16 protein-coding genes are annotated in these 16,964 nt (G+C 57.7%); 3 read left to right on the forward strand and 13 right to left on the reverse strand.

Going from position 1 to position 16,964, the window contains the following annotated elements; genetic code table 11:
- Positions 1-2: 2 nt before the first annotated feature.
- The 7 genes from ACZ5Q2_RS02900 to ACZ5Q2_RS02930 form a co-directional block, all read right to left on the reverse strand.
- Positions 3-2,159: a diguanylate cyclase gene (locus ACZ5Q2_RS02900; protein WP_432210472.1), complete on the reverse strand. Its 2,157-nt coding sequence runs from the start codon at positions 2,157-2,159 to the stop codon at positions 3-5.
- 198 nt (positions 2,160-2,357) lie between these two features.
- Positions 2,358-3,395 (reverse strand): extracellular solute-binding protein, encoded by a 1,038-nt coding sequence (locus ACZ5Q2_RS02905; protein WP_432210471.1) that lies wholly within the window; start codon positions 3,393-3,395, stop codon positions 2,358-2,360.
- Positions 3,392-4,162 carry a spermidine/putrescine ABC transporter permease PotC gene (gene potC / locus ACZ5Q2_RS02910; RefSeq protein WP_432210470.1) on the reverse strand — a complete coding sequence of 257 codons (771 nt, stop codon included), beginning with the start codon at positions 4,160-4,162 and terminating at the stop codon, positions 3,392-3,394. Before potC ends, ACZ5Q2_RS02905 begins: the two co-directional genes overlap by 4 nt.
- Positions 4,159-5,016, reverse strand: coding sequence for a spermidine/putrescine ABC transporter permease PotB (potB, locus tag ACZ5Q2_RS02915; RefSeq protein ID WP_432210469.1), 858 nt, complete (start codon positions 5,014-5,016; stop codon positions 4,159-4,161). Before potB ends, potC begins: the two co-directional genes overlap by 4 nt.
- Complete coding sequence (gene potA / locus ACZ5Q2_RS02920; protein WP_432210468.1) at positions 5,009-6,130, reverse strand: spermidine/putrescine ABC transporter ATP-binding protein PotA; 1,122 nt, start codon at positions 6,128-6,130, stop codon at positions 5,009-5,011. Before potA ends, potB begins: the two co-directional genes overlap by 8 nt.
- Positions 6,131-6,260: 130 nt before the next feature.
- Positions 6,261-7,331 (reverse strand): TRAP transporter substrate-binding protein, encoded by a 1,071-nt coding sequence (locus tag ACZ5Q2_RS02925; RefSeq protein WP_416376903.1) that lies wholly within the window; start codon positions 7,329-7,331, stop codon positions 6,261-6,263.
- Positions 7,332-7,441: 110 nt separating this feature from the next.
- Complete coding sequence (locus ACZ5Q2_RS02930; protein ID WP_420194952.1) at positions 7,442-9,118, reverse strand: methyl-accepting chemotaxis protein; 1,677 nt, start codon at positions 9,116-9,118, stop codon at positions 7,442-7,444.
- 232 nt (positions 9,119-9,350) lie between these two features.
- Between ACZ5Q2_RS02930 and ACZ5Q2_RS02935 the strand changes: the two genes are divergently transcribed.
- Positions 9,351-10,700, forward strand: a complete 1,350-nt coding sequence (locus ACZ5Q2_RS02935; protein ID WP_432210467.1) for a CHAD domain-containing protein — start codon at positions 9,351-9,353, stop codon at positions 10,698-10,700.
- Between the two features lie 16 nt (positions 10,701-10,716).
- Here ACZ5Q2_RS02935 and ACZ5Q2_RS02940 read toward each other — a convergent pair whose 3' ends face one another.
- Positions 10,717-11,490, reverse strand: coding sequence for a cation diffusion facilitator family transporter (locus ACZ5Q2_RS02940; RefSeq protein ID WP_072678717.1), 774 nt, complete (start codon positions 11,488-11,490; stop codon positions 10,717-10,719).
- A gap of 93 nt (positions 11,491-11,583) precedes the next feature.
- Between ACZ5Q2_RS02940 and ACZ5Q2_RS02945 the strand changes: the two genes are divergently transcribed.
- Positions 11,584-12,465, forward strand: a complete 882-nt coding sequence (locus ACZ5Q2_RS02945) for a LysR family transcriptional regulator (protein ID WP_152437102.1) — start codon at positions 11,584-11,586, stop codon at positions 12,463-12,465.
- On the opposite strand, the gene ACZ5Q2_RS02950 is transcribed toward ACZ5Q2_RS02945, so the two are convergent.
- The 4 genes from ACZ5Q2_RS02950 to ACZ5Q2_RS02965 all read right to left on the reverse strand — a co-directional run bounded on the left by ACZ5Q2_RS02950 (position 12,444) and on the right by ACZ5Q2_RS02965 (position 14,895).
- A complete protein-coding gene (locus ACZ5Q2_RS02950; protein ID WP_432210466.1) occupies positions 12,444-12,677 on the reverse strand; it encodes a DUF3565 domain-containing protein in 234 nt (77 codons plus the stop codon). The genes ACZ5Q2_RS02945 and ACZ5Q2_RS02950 overlap by 22 nt on opposite strands.
- Positions 12,674-13,570, reverse strand: coding sequence for an EamA family transporter RarD (gene rarD, locus ACZ5Q2_RS02955; RefSeq protein ID WP_432210465.1), 897 nt, complete (start codon positions 13,568-13,570; stop codon positions 12,674-12,676). Before rarD ends, ACZ5Q2_RS02950 begins: the two co-directional genes overlap by 4 nt.
- Positions 13,571-13,686: 116 nt before the next feature.
- Positions 13,687-14,151, reverse strand: a complete 465-nt coding sequence (locus ACZ5Q2_RS02960; RefSeq protein ID WP_228263862.1) for a YchJ family protein — start codon at positions 14,149-14,151, stop codon at positions 13,687-13,689.
- A gap of 69 nt (positions 14,152-14,220) precedes the next feature.
- Positions 14,221-14,895 (reverse strand): Frag1/DRAM/Sfk1 family protein, encoded by a 675-nt coding sequence (locus tag ACZ5Q2_RS02965; protein WP_058093024.1) that lies wholly within the window; start codon positions 14,893-14,895, stop codon positions 14,221-14,223.
- Between the two features lie 165 nt (positions 14,896-15,060).
- Here ACZ5Q2_RS02965 and ACZ5Q2_RS02970 point away from each other — a divergent pair, with 165 nt between their 5' ends.
- Positions 15,061-16,020 (forward strand): GGDEF domain-containing protein, encoded by a 960-nt coding sequence (locus ACZ5Q2_RS02970; RefSeq protein ID WP_058093025.1) that lies wholly within the window; start codon positions 15,061-15,063, stop codon positions 16,018-16,020.
- Here the strand turns inward: ACZ5Q2_RS02970 and ACZ5Q2_RS02975 are convergent.
- On the reverse strand, positions 16,015-16,851 hold the full coding sequence (locus ACZ5Q2_RS02975; protein WP_227513292.1) for a substrate-binding periplasmic protein: 837 nt from the start codon (positions 16,849-16,851) through the stop codon (positions 16,015-16,017). The two genes, ACZ5Q2_RS02970 and ACZ5Q2_RS02975, sit on opposite strands and share 6 nt — an antisense overlap.
- Between the last annotated feature and the right edge of the window lie 113 nt (positions 16,852-16,964).

Consider the following 16,964-nt stretch of genomic DNA (forward strand, 5'->3'; position numbering starts at 1 on the left):
GCTCAAACACTGGCCGTAACCACCCGGTTACGGCCAGCAGCCTTGGCCTGATACAGCGCTCGGTCGGCTGCCCGGAACAGCTCGTCGAACTCCGGGCTACTTTCCGGCCAGCCTGCAATACCTGCCGATATTGTCAAGCTGCCCAGCTGCTTTCCAAGGTATTCAACCTGAGATTCGGCGATGGTTACCCGAAGATTTTCAGCCCTCTGGCGGGTTTCCTCCAGCGACGCCCCGGGCATCAGAACCGTAAACTCCTCTCCCCCGTAACGGCATACCGTATCGCTCCCGCGAAAACAGTTCTCAAGAACTCTCCCAACCATTCGCAGAACCTCATCACCGGCATCGTGGCCATGACTGTCGTTGAAGCGCTTGAAGTGGTCGATATCGAAAATCAGAAGGCTCAGTGGGCGCTCTGAGCGGATAGCGACTTCCCGCTCATGTCGGAATAACTCATCAAAGTAGCGCCGGTTTTTAAGACCCGTCAGGCTGTCCTCATAGGAAAACCGTTGCAATTCGGATCGCAGAGCCAGCCCTGACAGGGTAATTCCGATCTTCTCTACAGACTGGTACACCCAGGCAATCACCCGAGCAGTGCCATAATCTTTCACCAGGTCCGGCAGGTTCGGACGCTCCAACAGCAACACGCCCTCAGGAACGTTCCCGAACTGGGCAGGCTCAACCCGGAGCAGGAAACAGAGCTGTGCAGGAACGTCCTGGCTCTGCACGGGCAAAACGGTCTCCGTCAGGCCGGAGAGATCCGGCGCCAGGCTGGGTGGAAAGGTGTTGGCAGCAGATTTACCCCAGAGGCTGGCCCGATCATAGCCGCCCCCCGGGTTGCGCCGGTAGAAACAGCCGGCGATCGGCAAGTACAGTTGCGGCAGCGCCTGCAGCAACGGCTGGAAAGCTTCCTCCACGCCCGCACAGTCCTGAAGCGCGGCAATGGTATCCGCCAATTTCTGGCTTTTCTTGCTCTCCAGTGCCAACAACCTTGACCGCTCTACCTCTCGCTCGGCCAGCGCTTCAGCACGGGCTGTGCGCTCAGCCACTTTCTGCTCCAGCTCAACGGTCAACTGATGCAAGGCCTGTTGGGTTTTGCCGTAGTGCCACACCGAAATGCTGATAAGCGCCAGCGAGAAGGCCAGCGCCCCCCAGCTGACCGGCACCCGCCCCCAGGGGAGAAAACCATGGGCAACCGCCATATCCAGAATCAGCAAAACGATAAACACGCCGCAGGTAATCAGAAACACCTGTTGCTCCCGATACAAGCTACTGAAATTCCTGATAACGACCGCTACCATCAATCCCAGGGAGATCAGTAACACACTGTCAAACACCGGGAATGTTGAGGACAGATTGACTAACCCGAGCAGCGCCAGCAGAAGAGCCAGGGCCGCAAACACAATATGCAACCACATCAGCCAGCGAACCAGACGGGGGCGCCGGGCGTCCAGCCACTGGCTCAGTAACAGCGCCAGTGCAACCGGAATCAAATAATAGGAACCCGCCGCCAGATAGTCCCACAACAACGGCTGATACAGGATCAGCAAACTGGCCTGGCTTTCCGCCAGCAGCATCACGCCGGTCAGGAATGCAAACAGGGCAATGCTGGCGAAACTCCTCTGGCCTCGCTGAATCAGGGCGAATACCAGGGCAAGAAGTGCAATCAGTCCGGATAACGCGGCAATGACCAGGCTCTCGGCCGAATTGCTGACGATGTGTAGCACCAGGTCCGGGTGGTCGAGAATGGCCACCTCACCCCATAACCCGATATCCGTGTAATTGGAGAACACACGGAAGTACATGGTTTCGCCTTCGTAGCCATCGGGCAACGGAATCTCGTGCCAGGGCCAGCCTTCAAACTTGCCACGGCCGTGCTCGTCGAAACTGCCGTACTGGTACAGCAACTCGCCCCGGAACCACACCTGCAGGATGATATCGACGCTGTAGATATACAGTGCCGGCGCGTACCACTCCCCCTCCGGTAATGTCACCCGGAACCAGGCATGTTCTCGCCCATCGCGGCCAGGAGGGTTGGAAGGGAAAGCAATGTCTTGCCAGTGTTCGGCGCTGTCCGGTTCGTCTAGCCAAAGCGGTGTGCCGTCAGCTAAGAACGGGGAGTCGCCCCAGCGATATTGCCAACCTTCGTCCACTGGCTGCATCGCAGACAACGCCGGCTGGGACAGGCATAGCGCCAAAACGAGTGAGGCAAGCCAGAATAAAGTGCGACTGAAAGAGGGGCGCAAAGCGAAACCTTCTGATGGACGCTATGCCTTCAGTATAAACCGTAGACAGCAGTTACAGAACTATTCTGACGGGAAGAATTCAGGGCGGCACTGACGCCGCCCTGGCAGGAGGCCTCAACGGCCGGATTTCAGCATTTCCCAGAACTTTGCGTAGATCTGCAAAGCATCATCACCGATATCCGCCTGGAATTCAGCATTCTCCATATCCGCATCGGTCGGGTAGCTAGCGCGGTCGTTGGCAACAGACTCGTCCAGCAACTCAAGCGCCGCCTGGTTGGGCGTGGCATAACCAATATCCTCGCTGATCAACGCCGCGATTTCAGGCTGTAACACAAAGCTGATGAACTGGTGGGCCGCTTCCGGATTACGGGCATTTTTGGGAATCACGAAGCTGTCCAGCCAGGCGATAATGCCCTCTTGTGGATAGACATACTCCAGGCTCGGCATGGTCTCCTTACCCATAACCGCCTCACCGTTCCAGATCATGCCCACGTCCGCCTCGCCTTCCAGATAGGGCATACGGGGCGCATCGGAGTTAAAGGTGCGTACCGACGGCATTAACTCTGCCAGTTTTTCGTAGGCTTGCTCGATTTCCTCCGGGTCGGTGCTGTTACCGGAGTAACCAAGTACCCGCAAGCCCACGTGGAACACTTCGCGCATGTCGTTGGTCAGCATGACACGGCCCTGAAAGCGCTCGTCCCAAAGGTCGGCCCAGGCCGTTACCTCGCCTTCCACGTCATCGGTGTCCACGGCAATTCCGGTGGTGCCCCAGAGGTAGGGAATGCTGTACTGGTTGTCCGGATCAATATCCAGATTAACCAGATCATCGTCCAGGTTGCCAAAGCCTTCGATCTTGCTGCGATCAATGGGCATCAGCAGGTCTTCCTGGCGCATTTTGCTGACGTAATAGGTCGATGGTACAGCCAGATCGTAGGCAGCGCTCTCATCCAGCAGCTTGAGGCGGGCATACATGGCTTCGTTGCTGTCGTAGGTGGTGTAAACCACCTGAATACCGGTTTCCTCGGTAAACCTGTCCAGGACTTCCTGAGGCATGTATTCAGACCAGTTGTACAGGTTGAGCACCTGAGGATCTTCAGAACTGCAGCCCGTGAGGCCCACGGCCAGCAGGCCGGCCAGTGCCAGTTTCTTCATCGTCTACTCCTTAACAGTATCCATTGAGACAAGATCAGCATGAACAGTGAGAACACCAGCAACAGCGTACCCAATGCATTCACTTCCGGTTTCAGACCCACCCGCACCATGGAGTAGATGCGCAGGGGCAGAATTTCATAACTCGGGCCGCTGACAAAGGTACTGACGACCACATCATCCAGTGACAGTGTAAACCCCAGCAGCCAGCCTGCCACCAAAGCGGGCATAATCACCGGAATCAGTACCGTGCGAGTCATGGTGAAATCGCTGGCGCCCAGATCCCGGGCGGCTTCCGGCAGGCGTTCATCAAATCCGCTCAGGCGCGCCATCACGGTAATCACCACGAACGGCAAGCAGAAGGTGACGTGGGCCAGCAGCAACGACACATAACCGAGTTTCAGGCCGACCATCAAGAACAGCGCCAGCAGGGAAATGGCCAGCACGATTTCCGGTGACATCATTACGATGAACAGCATGCCGTTCAGCAGCTTCTTGCCGCGGAACCGGTAGCGGTGCAGAGCCAGGGCTGTAAGCGCCCCGATCATGGTCGACACGGTGGCGGCAGACAAAGCCAACCACAAGGAGTTCCACATGGCCTGCACCATGGCCCGGTTGTTAAACAGCGCCTCGTACCAACGCAGGCTCAGCCCGCCCCATTCATAGCCGCTACGGGAATCGTTGAAGGAAAACACCACCAGCACCACGATCGGGACATACAGCAACAGGTAAACCAGCGTCAGATAGGTGCGTGGCAACCAGCGGTTCATACGCCCTCCTCCCCGATGCGCCGCTTACTCAAGCGGTGGGCAAACATCAAAAACGCCATGGCCAGGGTCAATACGATGCTGGCGGCGGCGCCGAAGGGCCAGTTACGGGCGTCCAGGAACTGGTTCTTGATAACGTTACCCACCAGCAGATTGCGGGAGCCACCAAGGATATCCGGCACAAAGAACAGGCCCATGGCTGGCAACAACACCAACATCACACCCGCCAGCACTCCCGGCAGGGTCAGAGGCACGATAACGTGGATAAAGGTGGAAAGACGGCCAGCGCCGAGGTCGTGAGAGGCCCGAAGCAGATCTTCCTTCAGATCATCAAATACCGCGTACAGCGGCAGGATCATAAAGGGCAGCAACAGATACACCAGCCCGACAATGACAGCGCCTTCGGTGTATAGCATTCGCAAGGGCTCATCGATGACCCCTATGGACATCAACGCGTTATTGATCAGGCCATTGGTCGCCAACAGCAGTTTCAGCGCGTAGGTACGTACCAGGGAGTTGGTCCAGAAGGGCACAATCAACAGGAAAATCAGCAACATTTGCCGCTGTTTGCCGACCTTGGTGAGCGCCCAGGCGAAGGGATAGCCGATCAGCAGACAAATCAGGGTGGTCATGGCCGCCATGTACAGCGAATGCAGGAACACATCCAGGTACAGGGGATTCATCAACTGCCGGTAGGCATCCAGGTTCAGTGGTAGAGACAGAAAACTGCCCGGGTCCCGGGTCATCACACTGGCACCGACCACCAGCAGGTTCGGGGTCAGTACCAGGAACAGTAGCCAGCCCCAGACCAGCACCAGTACCGCCGTTCGGAACGGCTGCTGTGTGACGCTACTCATCCAGACTGGTTTCCGCTTCGGCTTCCGGGCTCTCCATGGGCAACAGCCACTCCCAGCCATCCACCCAGCTCACCTTCACCGGTTCCCCCAGTCGATAATCGAAGGTTGGGTCATCCTCATCAAAAAATTCCGACGCCAGTACCTCGGTACCGTCTTCAAGGTGAATAACCGAATCCAGGGTACTGCCCTTGTAGTTCCGTTCCACCACCTTACCGGCCACACCGTCGTCGTCATCCGGCGCCAGCACTCGGATGTCCTCCGGGCGCAACAGAACGTGCAGAGGCTGGCCGGCGGCCACTGAAAAGTCAGGCTTGCGAAACGTGCGTTTCAGGCCAAAAACGTCCACGGTAATGGTGTCATCGCCGTTGGCTTTGTCGATCCGGCCCGGGAAAAAATTGGTTTCGCCCACGAACCGGGCGGTGAACAGGTTCGCCGGCCGCTCGTATACCTCTCTGGGCGTGCCCAGTTGCTGGATCAGGCCATCCTTGAGCACCACGACCCGGTCTGACATGGACAAGGCTTCTTCCTGGTCGTGGGTCACGAACACGAAGGTAATCCCAAGTTCCCGCTGCAGGCGCTTGAGCTCCACCTGCATGGTGCGCCGCAATTTGTAGTCCAGGGCTGACAGGGGCTCGTCCAGCAGCAGCATCTTCGGCCGTTTGACGACCGCACGGGCAATCGCTACCCGCTGCTGCTGACCACCGGAGAGTTGATGCGGCTTGCGCCTGGCAAACTCCTCCAACTGAACCATGGCCAGGGCTTCGTCGACCCGCTGGCGGATTTCTTCCTTCGGGCGCTTTTCCATTTTCAGGCCATAGGCCACGTTGTCGAACACCGACATATGGGGAAACAGCGCGTAGTTCTGGAACACGGTGTTGAGCGGGCGTTTCTCCGGCGGTGTGTGGGTCAGGTCCTGGCCACCCAGCAGAATGGTACCGTCATCCGGATGCTCGAAACCGGCCATCAGCCGCAACAGGGTGGTTTTGCCACAACCGGACGGCCCCAACAGGGTAATGAACTCGCCATCAAGGATCTCCAGGTCCAGCGAATCCAGTACCGTCTTGCCGTCAAATTGCTTGGCGAGGTTGCTCAGAGATAGCAGTGTCTGTTTCATCGGCCCTGCCCACAGAATGAGCGGCTTATTTTTCCAGAAACAGGGGCAAACAGAAAGGGGCGTCGGGATAATCCGCAATCCCGACGCCCCTTGATCTCAGCTCACTTCGGCACGCTTGCCGAAATGCGGCTCACTGATCTGCAACGCTATCCAGATACGCCTTGTCCGAAATATTGGTCCAGGGCCGTACCTGGCTGAGATAGTCGCGTTGCGACGTAATGATCTCTCGGGCCAGTTCATCCTTCTCTGCGAACTCGTCCAGCAGGCGATTGGTGGTGTCACGCAGGGCATTGATTACCTCTGGCGGGAACACTTTGTGGGTCACCTCCGGATAATCCTCAGTCATGCGGCTCCAGGCGACACCACTCTCGTGGGTGCTCTGGATGTACATGTCGTAGGCCGCCGTGCGCATGGACACCCGCAGGATTTCCTGGAGGTCAGCCGGCAGCGAATCCCACGTTTTCTTATTGATCAGGAACTGAACTTCAGCGTTGGGCTCCTGCCAACCAGAGTAGTAGTATTTGGCGATTTGATGGAATCCCATCTGGAAATCCAGAGCTGGTCCAACCCATTCCACGGCATCAATGGTGCCCCGCTCCAGGGCGGTGTATAGCTCGCCTGGCGGCAGGTTGGTAACCGCCACACCCAGCTCGGCCATCACTTCTCCGGCAAAGCCTGGGGTGCGCATTTTCAGGCCTTTGAGGTCGTCCAGGGAATTGATTTCCTTGCGAAACCAACCACCCATCTGGTTGCTGGTATTACCGCCCGGAAACGACAGCAGGCCATAGGGCTCGTAGACCTTCTGCATCAGCGCCATGCCATCATCGTGGTAGAACCAGGCATACATTTCCGGCGTGATCATGCCAAACGGTATGGTGGTGAAGTACATGGCGTTGGGGATGGTGCCCTTGTAGTAGTACGAGGCGGTGTGGCCCATGTCATACTGGCCGTTGCGCACCAGGTCAAAAATACCGAAGGGCGCCTTGTGCTTGTTCGAAGAATCAATCCGGAACTTCAGGCGGCCGCTGGACATCCGCTCCGCCATCGCGGCCATATTGCGAGGAGTCTCACCCAGGATTTTGGAGTTCGGGCCCCAGGTTTCAGCCAGGCGGATGGTGTAGGTTTTCTCGGCCGCCGCAAACGGGCTGGTCAGCAGGGCAACCAACGTAAGGGCCGCCACGAAGATTCTGTGCATAGACATGGTGTTGGCTTCCATTGTTATTGCTTTGAGGGTAAAACGAACAAATAACGGAAAGCCATGATAACCGTGGAGGCCAGCCACGCCAATGCGGCAGGCCGGCCTCGCCGGAATCAGACCTTGAACTGGCTCACCAGCTCACGCAGGTTTTCACCCAGCCGCGCCAGCTCGTGACTGGCTTCATTGGTCTGGTTAACCCCGGTGTCGCTACGCTGGGCAGCGTCGACAATACGCACCACATTCTGGTTAATTTCCTCGGCCACCTGGCTCTGCTGCTCCGCCGCCGTGGCAATCTGGGTAACCTGATCATGGATCTGGGTCACCGATGTCACAATGGTGTTCAGCGCACCAGTGGCGTGATTGATGCGTTCGACGGTAGCCTCGGAACTCTTGCGGGAATGGTTCATCCGTTCAACAGAAGCCTTGGATTCGGCCACAAAGCCGTCAATCATTTCCCGAATCTGATCGGCGGATTCCGCAGAGCGTTTGGCCAACTGCCGAACCTCGTCCGCCACCACCGAGAAGCCACGACCGTGCTCACCCGCCCGTGCAGCCTCGATGGCCGCGTTAAGCGCCAGCAGGTTGGTCTGCTCGGTGACGGCATGGATCACATCCAGAACCTGCTGGATATCATTGGACTTCTCCGCCAGGGCGTTAATGCTGGCCGCCGTGCTCTCCATTTCTTCGGACAACTGGTTGACGGCACCTTGCGCGCTGGTGATCGTTTCACCACCCTCACGGGCCATGCGGTCGGCGTCTGAAGCGGCGCTTTCCACTTCGTTGGCATTGCCGGAAATCTGCTGGATGGTGGCTGCCATTTCATTGATCGCCGACGCAATCTGGTCTGTTTCCGAGCCCTGTTCCTGAACCGACTGGCGGGTTTCGTTGGCCACACGGCTCAGCTCTTCGGCGGCCGAGGCGACCTGATCGGTGGTTGAGCCCACTTCACGAATAGTATCCTGAATCTTGATCACGAAATGATTGAACCGGCGGCCTAGCTCAGCCAACTCATCCTTGCCGTCTTCCGGCAGACGCTGGCGTAGGTCGCCATCACCGTCGGCGATTTCCTGCATCATATCGCTGACTTTATTCAGGGGCGCCGTCACCGTTCGGCCAATCACCAGCCCTATGATCAGGGACACGGCAACTACGATAACCGTCACCAACAGAATAAAGCCCATGGCCGCCGCCATAGCCGAATCGATTTCCTTTCGTGCCTCAACCAATACCCGTTCAATATCGGTGACGTAAATACCGGCACCCATCATCCAATCCCAGCCCGGGATGATGCTTGAATAAGACACTTTCGGCTCTACCTCGCCCGAGGCGGGGTTTGTCCAGTCGTACTCATAAAAGCCGTCGGTTCCCGCCGCTGAGAACAGGTCCCGAACCAGTTTCTGTGTATTGGGGTTGGTCGTCGGCCCCTCGCGGGAAGGGTCCGGAGCGTAGGCGAGATTATCCAGATTACGGGCGTAGGCAAAAACGTAGTTATCCTGCCCGAATGTGATGGAGCGTAGCCGTTTGCGAGCCTCCTCGCGGGCGTCTCTATCAGACAACCCAGAGTTGTTCTTGGCATCCATGACCACTGCCCGGGCCGTTTCCACGAGATTCTTCAGGCCTTCCTTACGGGCATCCAGAAGCTCTTCCTCCAGGCGTTCCAACTCGGCTTCTCCGTTTGCCTGAATCTGGCTGGCGGTGATCCAGGCAATGGTACCCGCCGTAATCAGTACCGGCACCAATACGCCAATCAACAGGCGGGCTCGGATGGTCAGGTTGCTCAACAATGTCATGGTTCTGCTCCGGATTGTCTGCTCTGGCCTCGGGATTATCCACAGTGCCACGTACAAGGCTGTTCCAGTTTGTTAACGCCTGTATACCAATACTCAAGTAAAACATGTCGACTTGGTAGCCAGGCCATTTGTATCAAGCCTTTCAGGTAGTTCGGGTATCGGCCGTCATGTAAACGACTTGAGCTTGTGTCAGACTAAAGTTTCATGTCAGTCGTGCCGGGGAGAGCTCACCGTGAAACACCTTTTTCTCATCCGCCATGCCAAGTCCAGCTGGGATAACGACAACCTCAGCGACAAGGACCGCCCGCTAAACCCACGAGGCGAGCAACAGCTGGCACCGCTCGGGAAGGCGCTGCTGCGTTACGGGGCCATGGCAGGAGAGATTCACGTAAGCCCTGCCCTGCGCGCCCAACAAACGCTTAAAGGCATTTTGCATCCCTCGATGGGTGAAGCGCAGATTTACACTAACCCGGAACTCTATACCTTTGATTACCGGCGTCTATTACAGTGGCTGCAGAACTGTGACAATGAGGCGCAAACCCTGGCCATTGTCGGGCACAACCCGGCGCTTTTGGAACTGGCAGCCACCCTGGTGCCGCACGCTCCCTTTGAACTCCCCACCGCCAGTTTTATTCACATACGTTTACCAATCAAACACTGGCGCAAACTCGGCAAACGGGAAGGTCGGCTTGAAACCTTTCTAACCCCGGTGGACTTCAGTTATGAGGCGTTCAAACGCAAGAACCAGAAACGGCACAAGAACGCCGGCAAAGCGACGGTCAAAGACACTCCGTCAGTGCTTTTGGGGCAGGCCGAGAGTCTTAACCAGTTACATCGGGGGGTGATGCTCGGCCTGGACGATGAGTTTCTCCACCAGTATCGCATTGCCCTTCGTCGCAGCCGCGCCGTGGCCGAATCCCTGGCCGAGGTAACCGGAAACAAATCACTGAAGAGCCACATTTCCCACCTGAAACGACACGCCCAGGCCACGAGTAACCTGCGGGATCTGCACGTCTTCCGCCAGGATCTGCCGCAGCTATGCAGTGACCAGCCAGAGCTCCTGCGGGCACTGGAGCAATGGGTCTGCGCGCGGGTGGGCAAGGAACAGAAAAAACTGGCGAAACGGCTTGGAAGCAAACGTTACCGGCAGAGCCTGCACAGTTGGGAGGACGAGCTGCAGTCAAGGGAGTTCCGCAAACTGATCGACAAACTCAGTACCAGGGACGCTCAAAAAAGCGTTGAACACCGGCTGCGCATGTTCAACCGGAAAACCGCCGAACTGCTGCACGACGCGCCAGATGAGGACATCCACAATCTCCGCAAACTCCTGAAGCGCATCCGCTACCTCATGGAACTGGACATCGACAGCTGGAAATCCGCCCTTAAGACCCTACGACAGCGCCAGGATCTCTATGGCCGTTTCCAGGATCTGCATGTCCAGATTGAGCTGGTCAAACGGTTTGCTTCAAACCACCCGGAGGATCCAAACGGCGCGCTTCAGGCCCTGCTGGACTACCTGGCCGTCGAAAAGGACGACACCCGCAGACTGATTCTGTCCATCGGCGGGCTGAAGGCTGGCTGATGCCAGAACACCAGGTTCAGATTCTGACCATACGAGCTTCCAGGAGCAGGTTAGGGCCCAACTTCGCCACTCTCACCTGGCCCGGATTCAAGCCAAGGTCTTCCAGGGTTTCCTGGATATCGTCCATGGCCTCTTCCGAGGGTGCCGCCAGCAGCAACTCCCGCACTGACTCCAGAATCATCCTCACCGGCACGGTCATGAAATACACCGAGATCACCAGCATCATCACCGGGTCTGCATAGACTGCCAGTGCAGACCATTGGCTTTTCTCCAGCATCCAGGCGGCGGCAAAACCGATCATCACGGCAGCACTCAGGGCGCTGTCCATCAGCCACTGCCTCTGCTCGGCCCTGACCAGGCCGGAGTCGTTCTGAAAGCTGGACCAGCGTAGATACACCCACACGGCCAGGCAACCCACCACGTTCACCGCACCAAACACCATGGCCATATCGGCGGCCACCGCACGGCCACCCTGCAGCAACGAAACCACCGCCGAGGCCAGCGAAAGCACACACACCAGGGCAATAACCAGGCCTTTCACCGCAATCACCAGCGGCTCCACCGCACCCAAACCAAACGGATAGTCTTCTGTTGCTGGCCGACGCACCAGGCGAGCGGCATAGAGTGAAAGCAGGGACAGCGCCAGGCTGATCAGTGAGTAGGCGCCATCGAAAAGAATGACCAGGGAATCAACCCAAAGCCCCCAGCCGATACCGACGACAGCAAACAAGCCCGCACCGGCCGCAGATAATGTCAGCGCCATATTTTCCCGCGCCAGAGAAGTAAACATTTTGACCTCCTGAGAATTGCCGGCCATATTATCGGCATCACCACGAAGGCGTGAGTCGCTGAGCGACGGAAAATCCGGCGCAACGAGATAACCATGAAGACTTCCCAGATAAAAATCTTTCTGTCCGTGGTCCGGAACGGCAGCGTTGCCGCAGCCGCCAGGGAGCTGAACCGCAGCCGAACCACAGTGAGCACCGTGCTGGCCTCGCTGGAGGATGAACTGGGAGTTGAGTTGTTTGAACGCAGCGGTAACCAGCTGCATCTGACCTCCATCGGCCAGTCCATTCTCACCGATTGCCGGCGCTTCGATCAGGTCGCCGGCCAGATACAGGCCCGCTGCCAGCACCACCTGAGCGGGGCCGAATCGGTGTTGCGCATCGCCCGGGACGATGCCATTCCCGAGGACATTTGGCGGGACATTCTGCGCCGCCTGAAACAGCGATTTCCGCAAACCAGCCTGTCGATCTACCTGGCGCCCCCACGAGAACTGCCCTCGCTGGTCCGAAACCAGTCGGTGGATGTCGCCTACGGGCTGATGCCGGAACTGATGAATGAAGGCTACCAATGGTTCCGCGAGCTGGCTGACGTGCGCATGCTGACCGTCGCTGCGCCCGAGCATCCGCTTAGCCAACTGAAACGGGTAACCCAGGATGATCTGATCAGCCATACCGAAATCACCATTGCCTACATGCAGGATTCCGTGCTGGTGGCAGACTCACCGGAAACCGCCAACTACCTGGCATTTACCCAGTACGAGTTGATCCGCGATGCGGTGATGGACGGCGCCGGCTGGGCGGACCTGCCGTTACCATTGATTGCTGAGGCACTGCGGAAAGAACAGCTGAAAACCATCCATCACCGCAGCGCGCGTTGGTGGAAGGTGTTCAGCGCCCTGGAGTCAGAACAAGCCCAGGGCGGCGCCGTGGTAGGCTGGCTGGCCAACGAACTGGAAGCCTATCTGGAGACGATGGCCTGAGGGCCTGGCTGCTCGTCTGCCGGCGCCCCCTCATCACACTTCTTGCAGTCCAGCTCAAACCCCAGCATGGACTGCCGCCCTTCCGGGGTAACAACCCATGGCCGGTTCACCCAGGGCGGATCATGACGCACATGCTGGTTATGCCCGCAGGCCAGTTGCGCCACCCAATGATTTTCATCGTCTTGGTGATAGCCGGTGATGCACTGTTTCACGATCTCCCCCTTTGCCCCCAAGCCGACCAGGAATAGATCCCCAGCGCCAACCAGATCATGCCAAAGCTCACCAGTTTTGCGGTGCTCAAGGGCTCGTGGAACACAAAAAGCGCAATCAGGAACTGGATGGTGGGGTTGATGTACATCAGGAATCCCACCGTCGAGAGCTTCAGCCGCCGGGCGGCACCGGCGAAGGCCAGCAGGGGAATGGCGGTAACCGCACCGCTGGAAAGCAGCAGCAAGGTACTGTAACTGGTGCCGCCAAAGTGAGACAAACCCTCCGAGGACAGCCAGGCCAGCGTCAACAGCCCCAGCGGAAGCAACAGCAGAGTTTCCACAAACAGGCCCGACAGTCCATCCAGCTCGACTTTCTTTCGAAGCAGCCCATAAGTGCCAAAGCTGAACGCCAGCACCAGAGTAATCCACGGCAGCTCACCCAGCAGGACAAACTGGTACAGAATTGCCACCGCCGCAAGAGCCACGGCAATCACCTGCAAGCGTGAAATGCGCTCCCCCAGAATCAGCAGCCCCATGGCCACATTTACCAGCGGGGTAAGGAAGTACCCCAGGCTGGCCTGCAGCACGTGCCGGGTTTCCACCGCATAAATGTAGACCCCCCAGTTGAGGGCAATGAACACCGCACAACCGAGCACGAAACCCAGCCTCTTTGGCTGCTTCAACGCTGCGATTACCGCCGGCCAGCGTGTGAGAAGGGAAATCACGATGGCGAGAAACAGGCAGGACCAGATTACCCTGTGAATCAGGACTTCCCAGGCGGGAATTCCCTCAAACAACGCGAAGTACAGGGGAAAACTGCCCCATAGGGTGTAGGCAGCCAGCCCATAGAGAACGCCTTTGGTGGTTTCCGGGTTAACCGGGGTCTTTGAGTGCATAGGTTCCTCATCACTGGACGAGATAATCTAGCACACCAAGGGTGACGGGAACCCCATGAATTATCCTAACCCGGCACTAACGTCTGACCTCCTCAATATGACAGGATTTCCTGTTATCAGCCTTTCAGGCAACAGGCTTTATACTTTCTCCCGCTGCCGCACGGGCAAGGTTCGTTGCGGCCGGGTTTGAGGGCACCCTCGCTCGTTTCGCCGGCCACGTAAAACCAACGATCGCCTTCCCGCACAAACTCCGAGATTTCCTCCAGATAACCCCAACCAACTCCGGCCCGGTAGAGCGCACGGAAGTGGACACGGCCACGGGCGCCCTGCTCACTGGCATCCAGAACCTGCAGTGATGCCCACTCCGGAGAGTTTTCCAGCCCCAGCTCCGTGGGCCGGGTATCCGGATGCCAGGTGGCCATCAGGTAGTCGGGATTGCGCAGCACAAACGCCGCATAGCGAGAGCGCATCAGCGCCTCGGGGGTAGGTGCCGGCTGCCCGGAATGCCAGCGCTGGCAGCAATCCTGGTAGGCCTTGCCGCTGCTACAGGGGCACGGGCTTGATGATGTCATCGTGGTCATGGTGGCAGGCTCATGAGGTCCGTTTTGCCGGCAGTCTAGCAAGCTGGCCCCAGCCTGTCCCGCCGGCCGTCAATCCGCCCACAGCCTGGCGCGAAACCCGCTGCGCCGCCAAAGCAACGCCAGCCAGAGCGCGTGCAGGTTGATCAGCAGCGCCAGCACCCACTCAAAGGCATCGTCTTTCTGGCTGTACCAGTCCGGCACCACTGCGGTCAGAATCACCGAGAGAATGCCCACCGCCAGCGTCAGCTGGCAAAGGCGCAACAAGCGCAGGCCAGAGGTATACCACCTGGGATGATTCATCAGGCAGGCACTGATCAGCAACTGGCACAGATAGGTGAATGAGAAGTACAGAACAACGCCAATACGGCGAGTCAGGTTAAAGCCGTCCCCCGCATGGCCCAGCGCCAGGGTATAAAAGGCAAGGGCAGCACAGGCAACCAACCCGAGCCATGGAATCCAGGCAACACGCCGAGCCTGAACACCAAGCTGGCGCAACCAGAGACCGTTCAGCCACCAGAACAGAATCCCCAGCAGCGCTGCCGGCAGCATGGTCCCCTTAAAAATGAAATAAGCGGTACCGTGGCGCCCTGTGCGGCTGATACTGGTGCAGCTGTCCCAATACGGCACACACCACGACACATACCCTTCTATTACCGACACGGCAAAGGTCAGGTGGATCGTCAGCAAGGGAATCAGTGCCGCTGCAAACGCCAACCACCATAGTGGCAAAGATCGATGCCCCATACCGTTGCTCCTGAAACGTTTTTTCTCTGACGGACACCATCCGAAGTCGGATGGCAAACGTAGGCACAAACCCAAGAATAAGACAGATTCCAGGTGCAGGCGACGGCCAAAAACGCCATACTCGGCAACACATTGGCGAAAAATCAAGCGAAGACAAAAGTACCAATGAGATCCGGGATACCAACCATCAACCTACCCGCCCAGCCGGAAAAACCGGTTCCGGACACCAGTACCTCCGCCGAGGGCCTGCAGGCCGTGCTCGACAATCTCGATGCCCTGGTTTATGTGTCTGACTTCGAGACCCACGAATTACTTTACATGAACGCCTACGGCCGCCGCATCTGGGGCAGCATAGACGGCCGCAAATGCTGGCAGGCGCTGCAAGACAGCGACGGCCCTTGCTCTTTCTGCACGAATGACCTACTTGTCGCCGATGACGGCACCGCCAACGCACCTCATGTCTGGGAGTTCCAGAATCAGCTCGACCAACGCTGGTACCAATGCCGGGACCAGGCTATTCAGTGGACAGATGGTCGGCTGGCGAGGCTGGAGATTGCAACTGACATAACTGAACGAAAGAACATGGAGCTGGCGTTACACGAAGCCCACGAGCGGGCTCGGGCCGCCGCGTTCGAGGATGAACTGACCAGGCTCAGGAATCGCCGGGCGTTCTTTGAGTTTGGCAATCAACTACTCAGCCGCGCCCTGCGACAACAGTCCCCGATGGCACTGATCATGATGGACCTCGACCATTTCAAGCAAGTCAACGACACCCACGGTCACGAGGCGGGCGATGAGGTGCTTCGCAAGGTATCTTCAACGCTTGGTGAGAACATCCGCGACTATGACATCCTTGCCAGGATGGGCGGCGAAGAATTCGCACTCCTGCTCCCGGAAACCACGGAGCAGGAAGCTCTGGATACCGCTCACCGACTTCTGAGTGCGCTGACCAGCCTCACAGTGGATTATCGGAACCATGCAATCCAGATCAGCGCGAGTTTTGGGATTACCCGTCTGGGGCGGCAAGACCAGCGCCTGGAAGACCTGCTACACAGAGCAGACCGGGCACTCTATCGCTCGAAAGAGCTTGGACGTTGTCAGGTCAACCTCGATGCACCGTTATAAATCCTGATTGCCAACGTACCGGGCCGTATATTCCTCGATAAGCGCGGGCAATCTTCTGTTCACCGTCAGGTGCGAAAGCCGTTCCATAAAGGCTTCCCTGAAGGATTCTGAATTGCACGGTGAGCCTTTCGGAAACGCAAAGAACAGCCCCTCCCTCGAAATCGGTGGGTCCAGTGCAATAAAATCGCCGGCAAGCCCGAGCCTCTGGAGTTTCACCTGCCCCTGAAGTTGTTCGTACAACACATAGTCAACTCGGCCCGCCCTGGCCATCAGGAATGACTGTTCAATCGTGCGCACCCCTTCGATCATCAGGTTTGCTTTTGCGTACTGATCGAAACGCTGACCAAAACTGTTGTTGATCAGGGTGCTGCCCCGCTTCATCAGCAAGTCCGGCCAATGGCGATACTCAAAAGGCCGGTCCTTTGGCACCCAGACGTTGGTGGGCAAGTGAGTCATCGGCGGCAACACATAATCCATATAACCAATGCGCTCCGATGTCATGAAAGCGCCGGCCACGAGATCAAGATCACCCAGCTTTGCAAGATGCTGCACCCTGGCCCAGGAACCCTTGTCCCGAACCTCAACTTTAACTCCGAGCGGCTCTGTCAGCTCCCGCAAAAATGCTGGTATAGCGCCAACCAGCTCCCCGGGCGACCGGTCTGAACGCCAAAGCAGAGGTGGGTACTGAGGGTTACCACTGGCCAAGAGTGTGGTGCATACGAACCTTTCAGACTCTCCGGCCGCGACCCCGTGATGGCTTACCAACACCATCATCAAGCAGGCAAGCACGAGCCTTGTCATGGCCCCACCAATCGTCACTTTGATTGACACACAGTCTCCTGATGCGAGAAAGCAGCCGCTGCAAACTGGTTGATAAAATGAACTAAATTGAGTGTATCACCGATCCTGCCGACCGGCAGGCTGAAAACTTGATATCTCTCAAA

The organism is Marinobacter alkaliphilus (assembly GCF_055394375.1).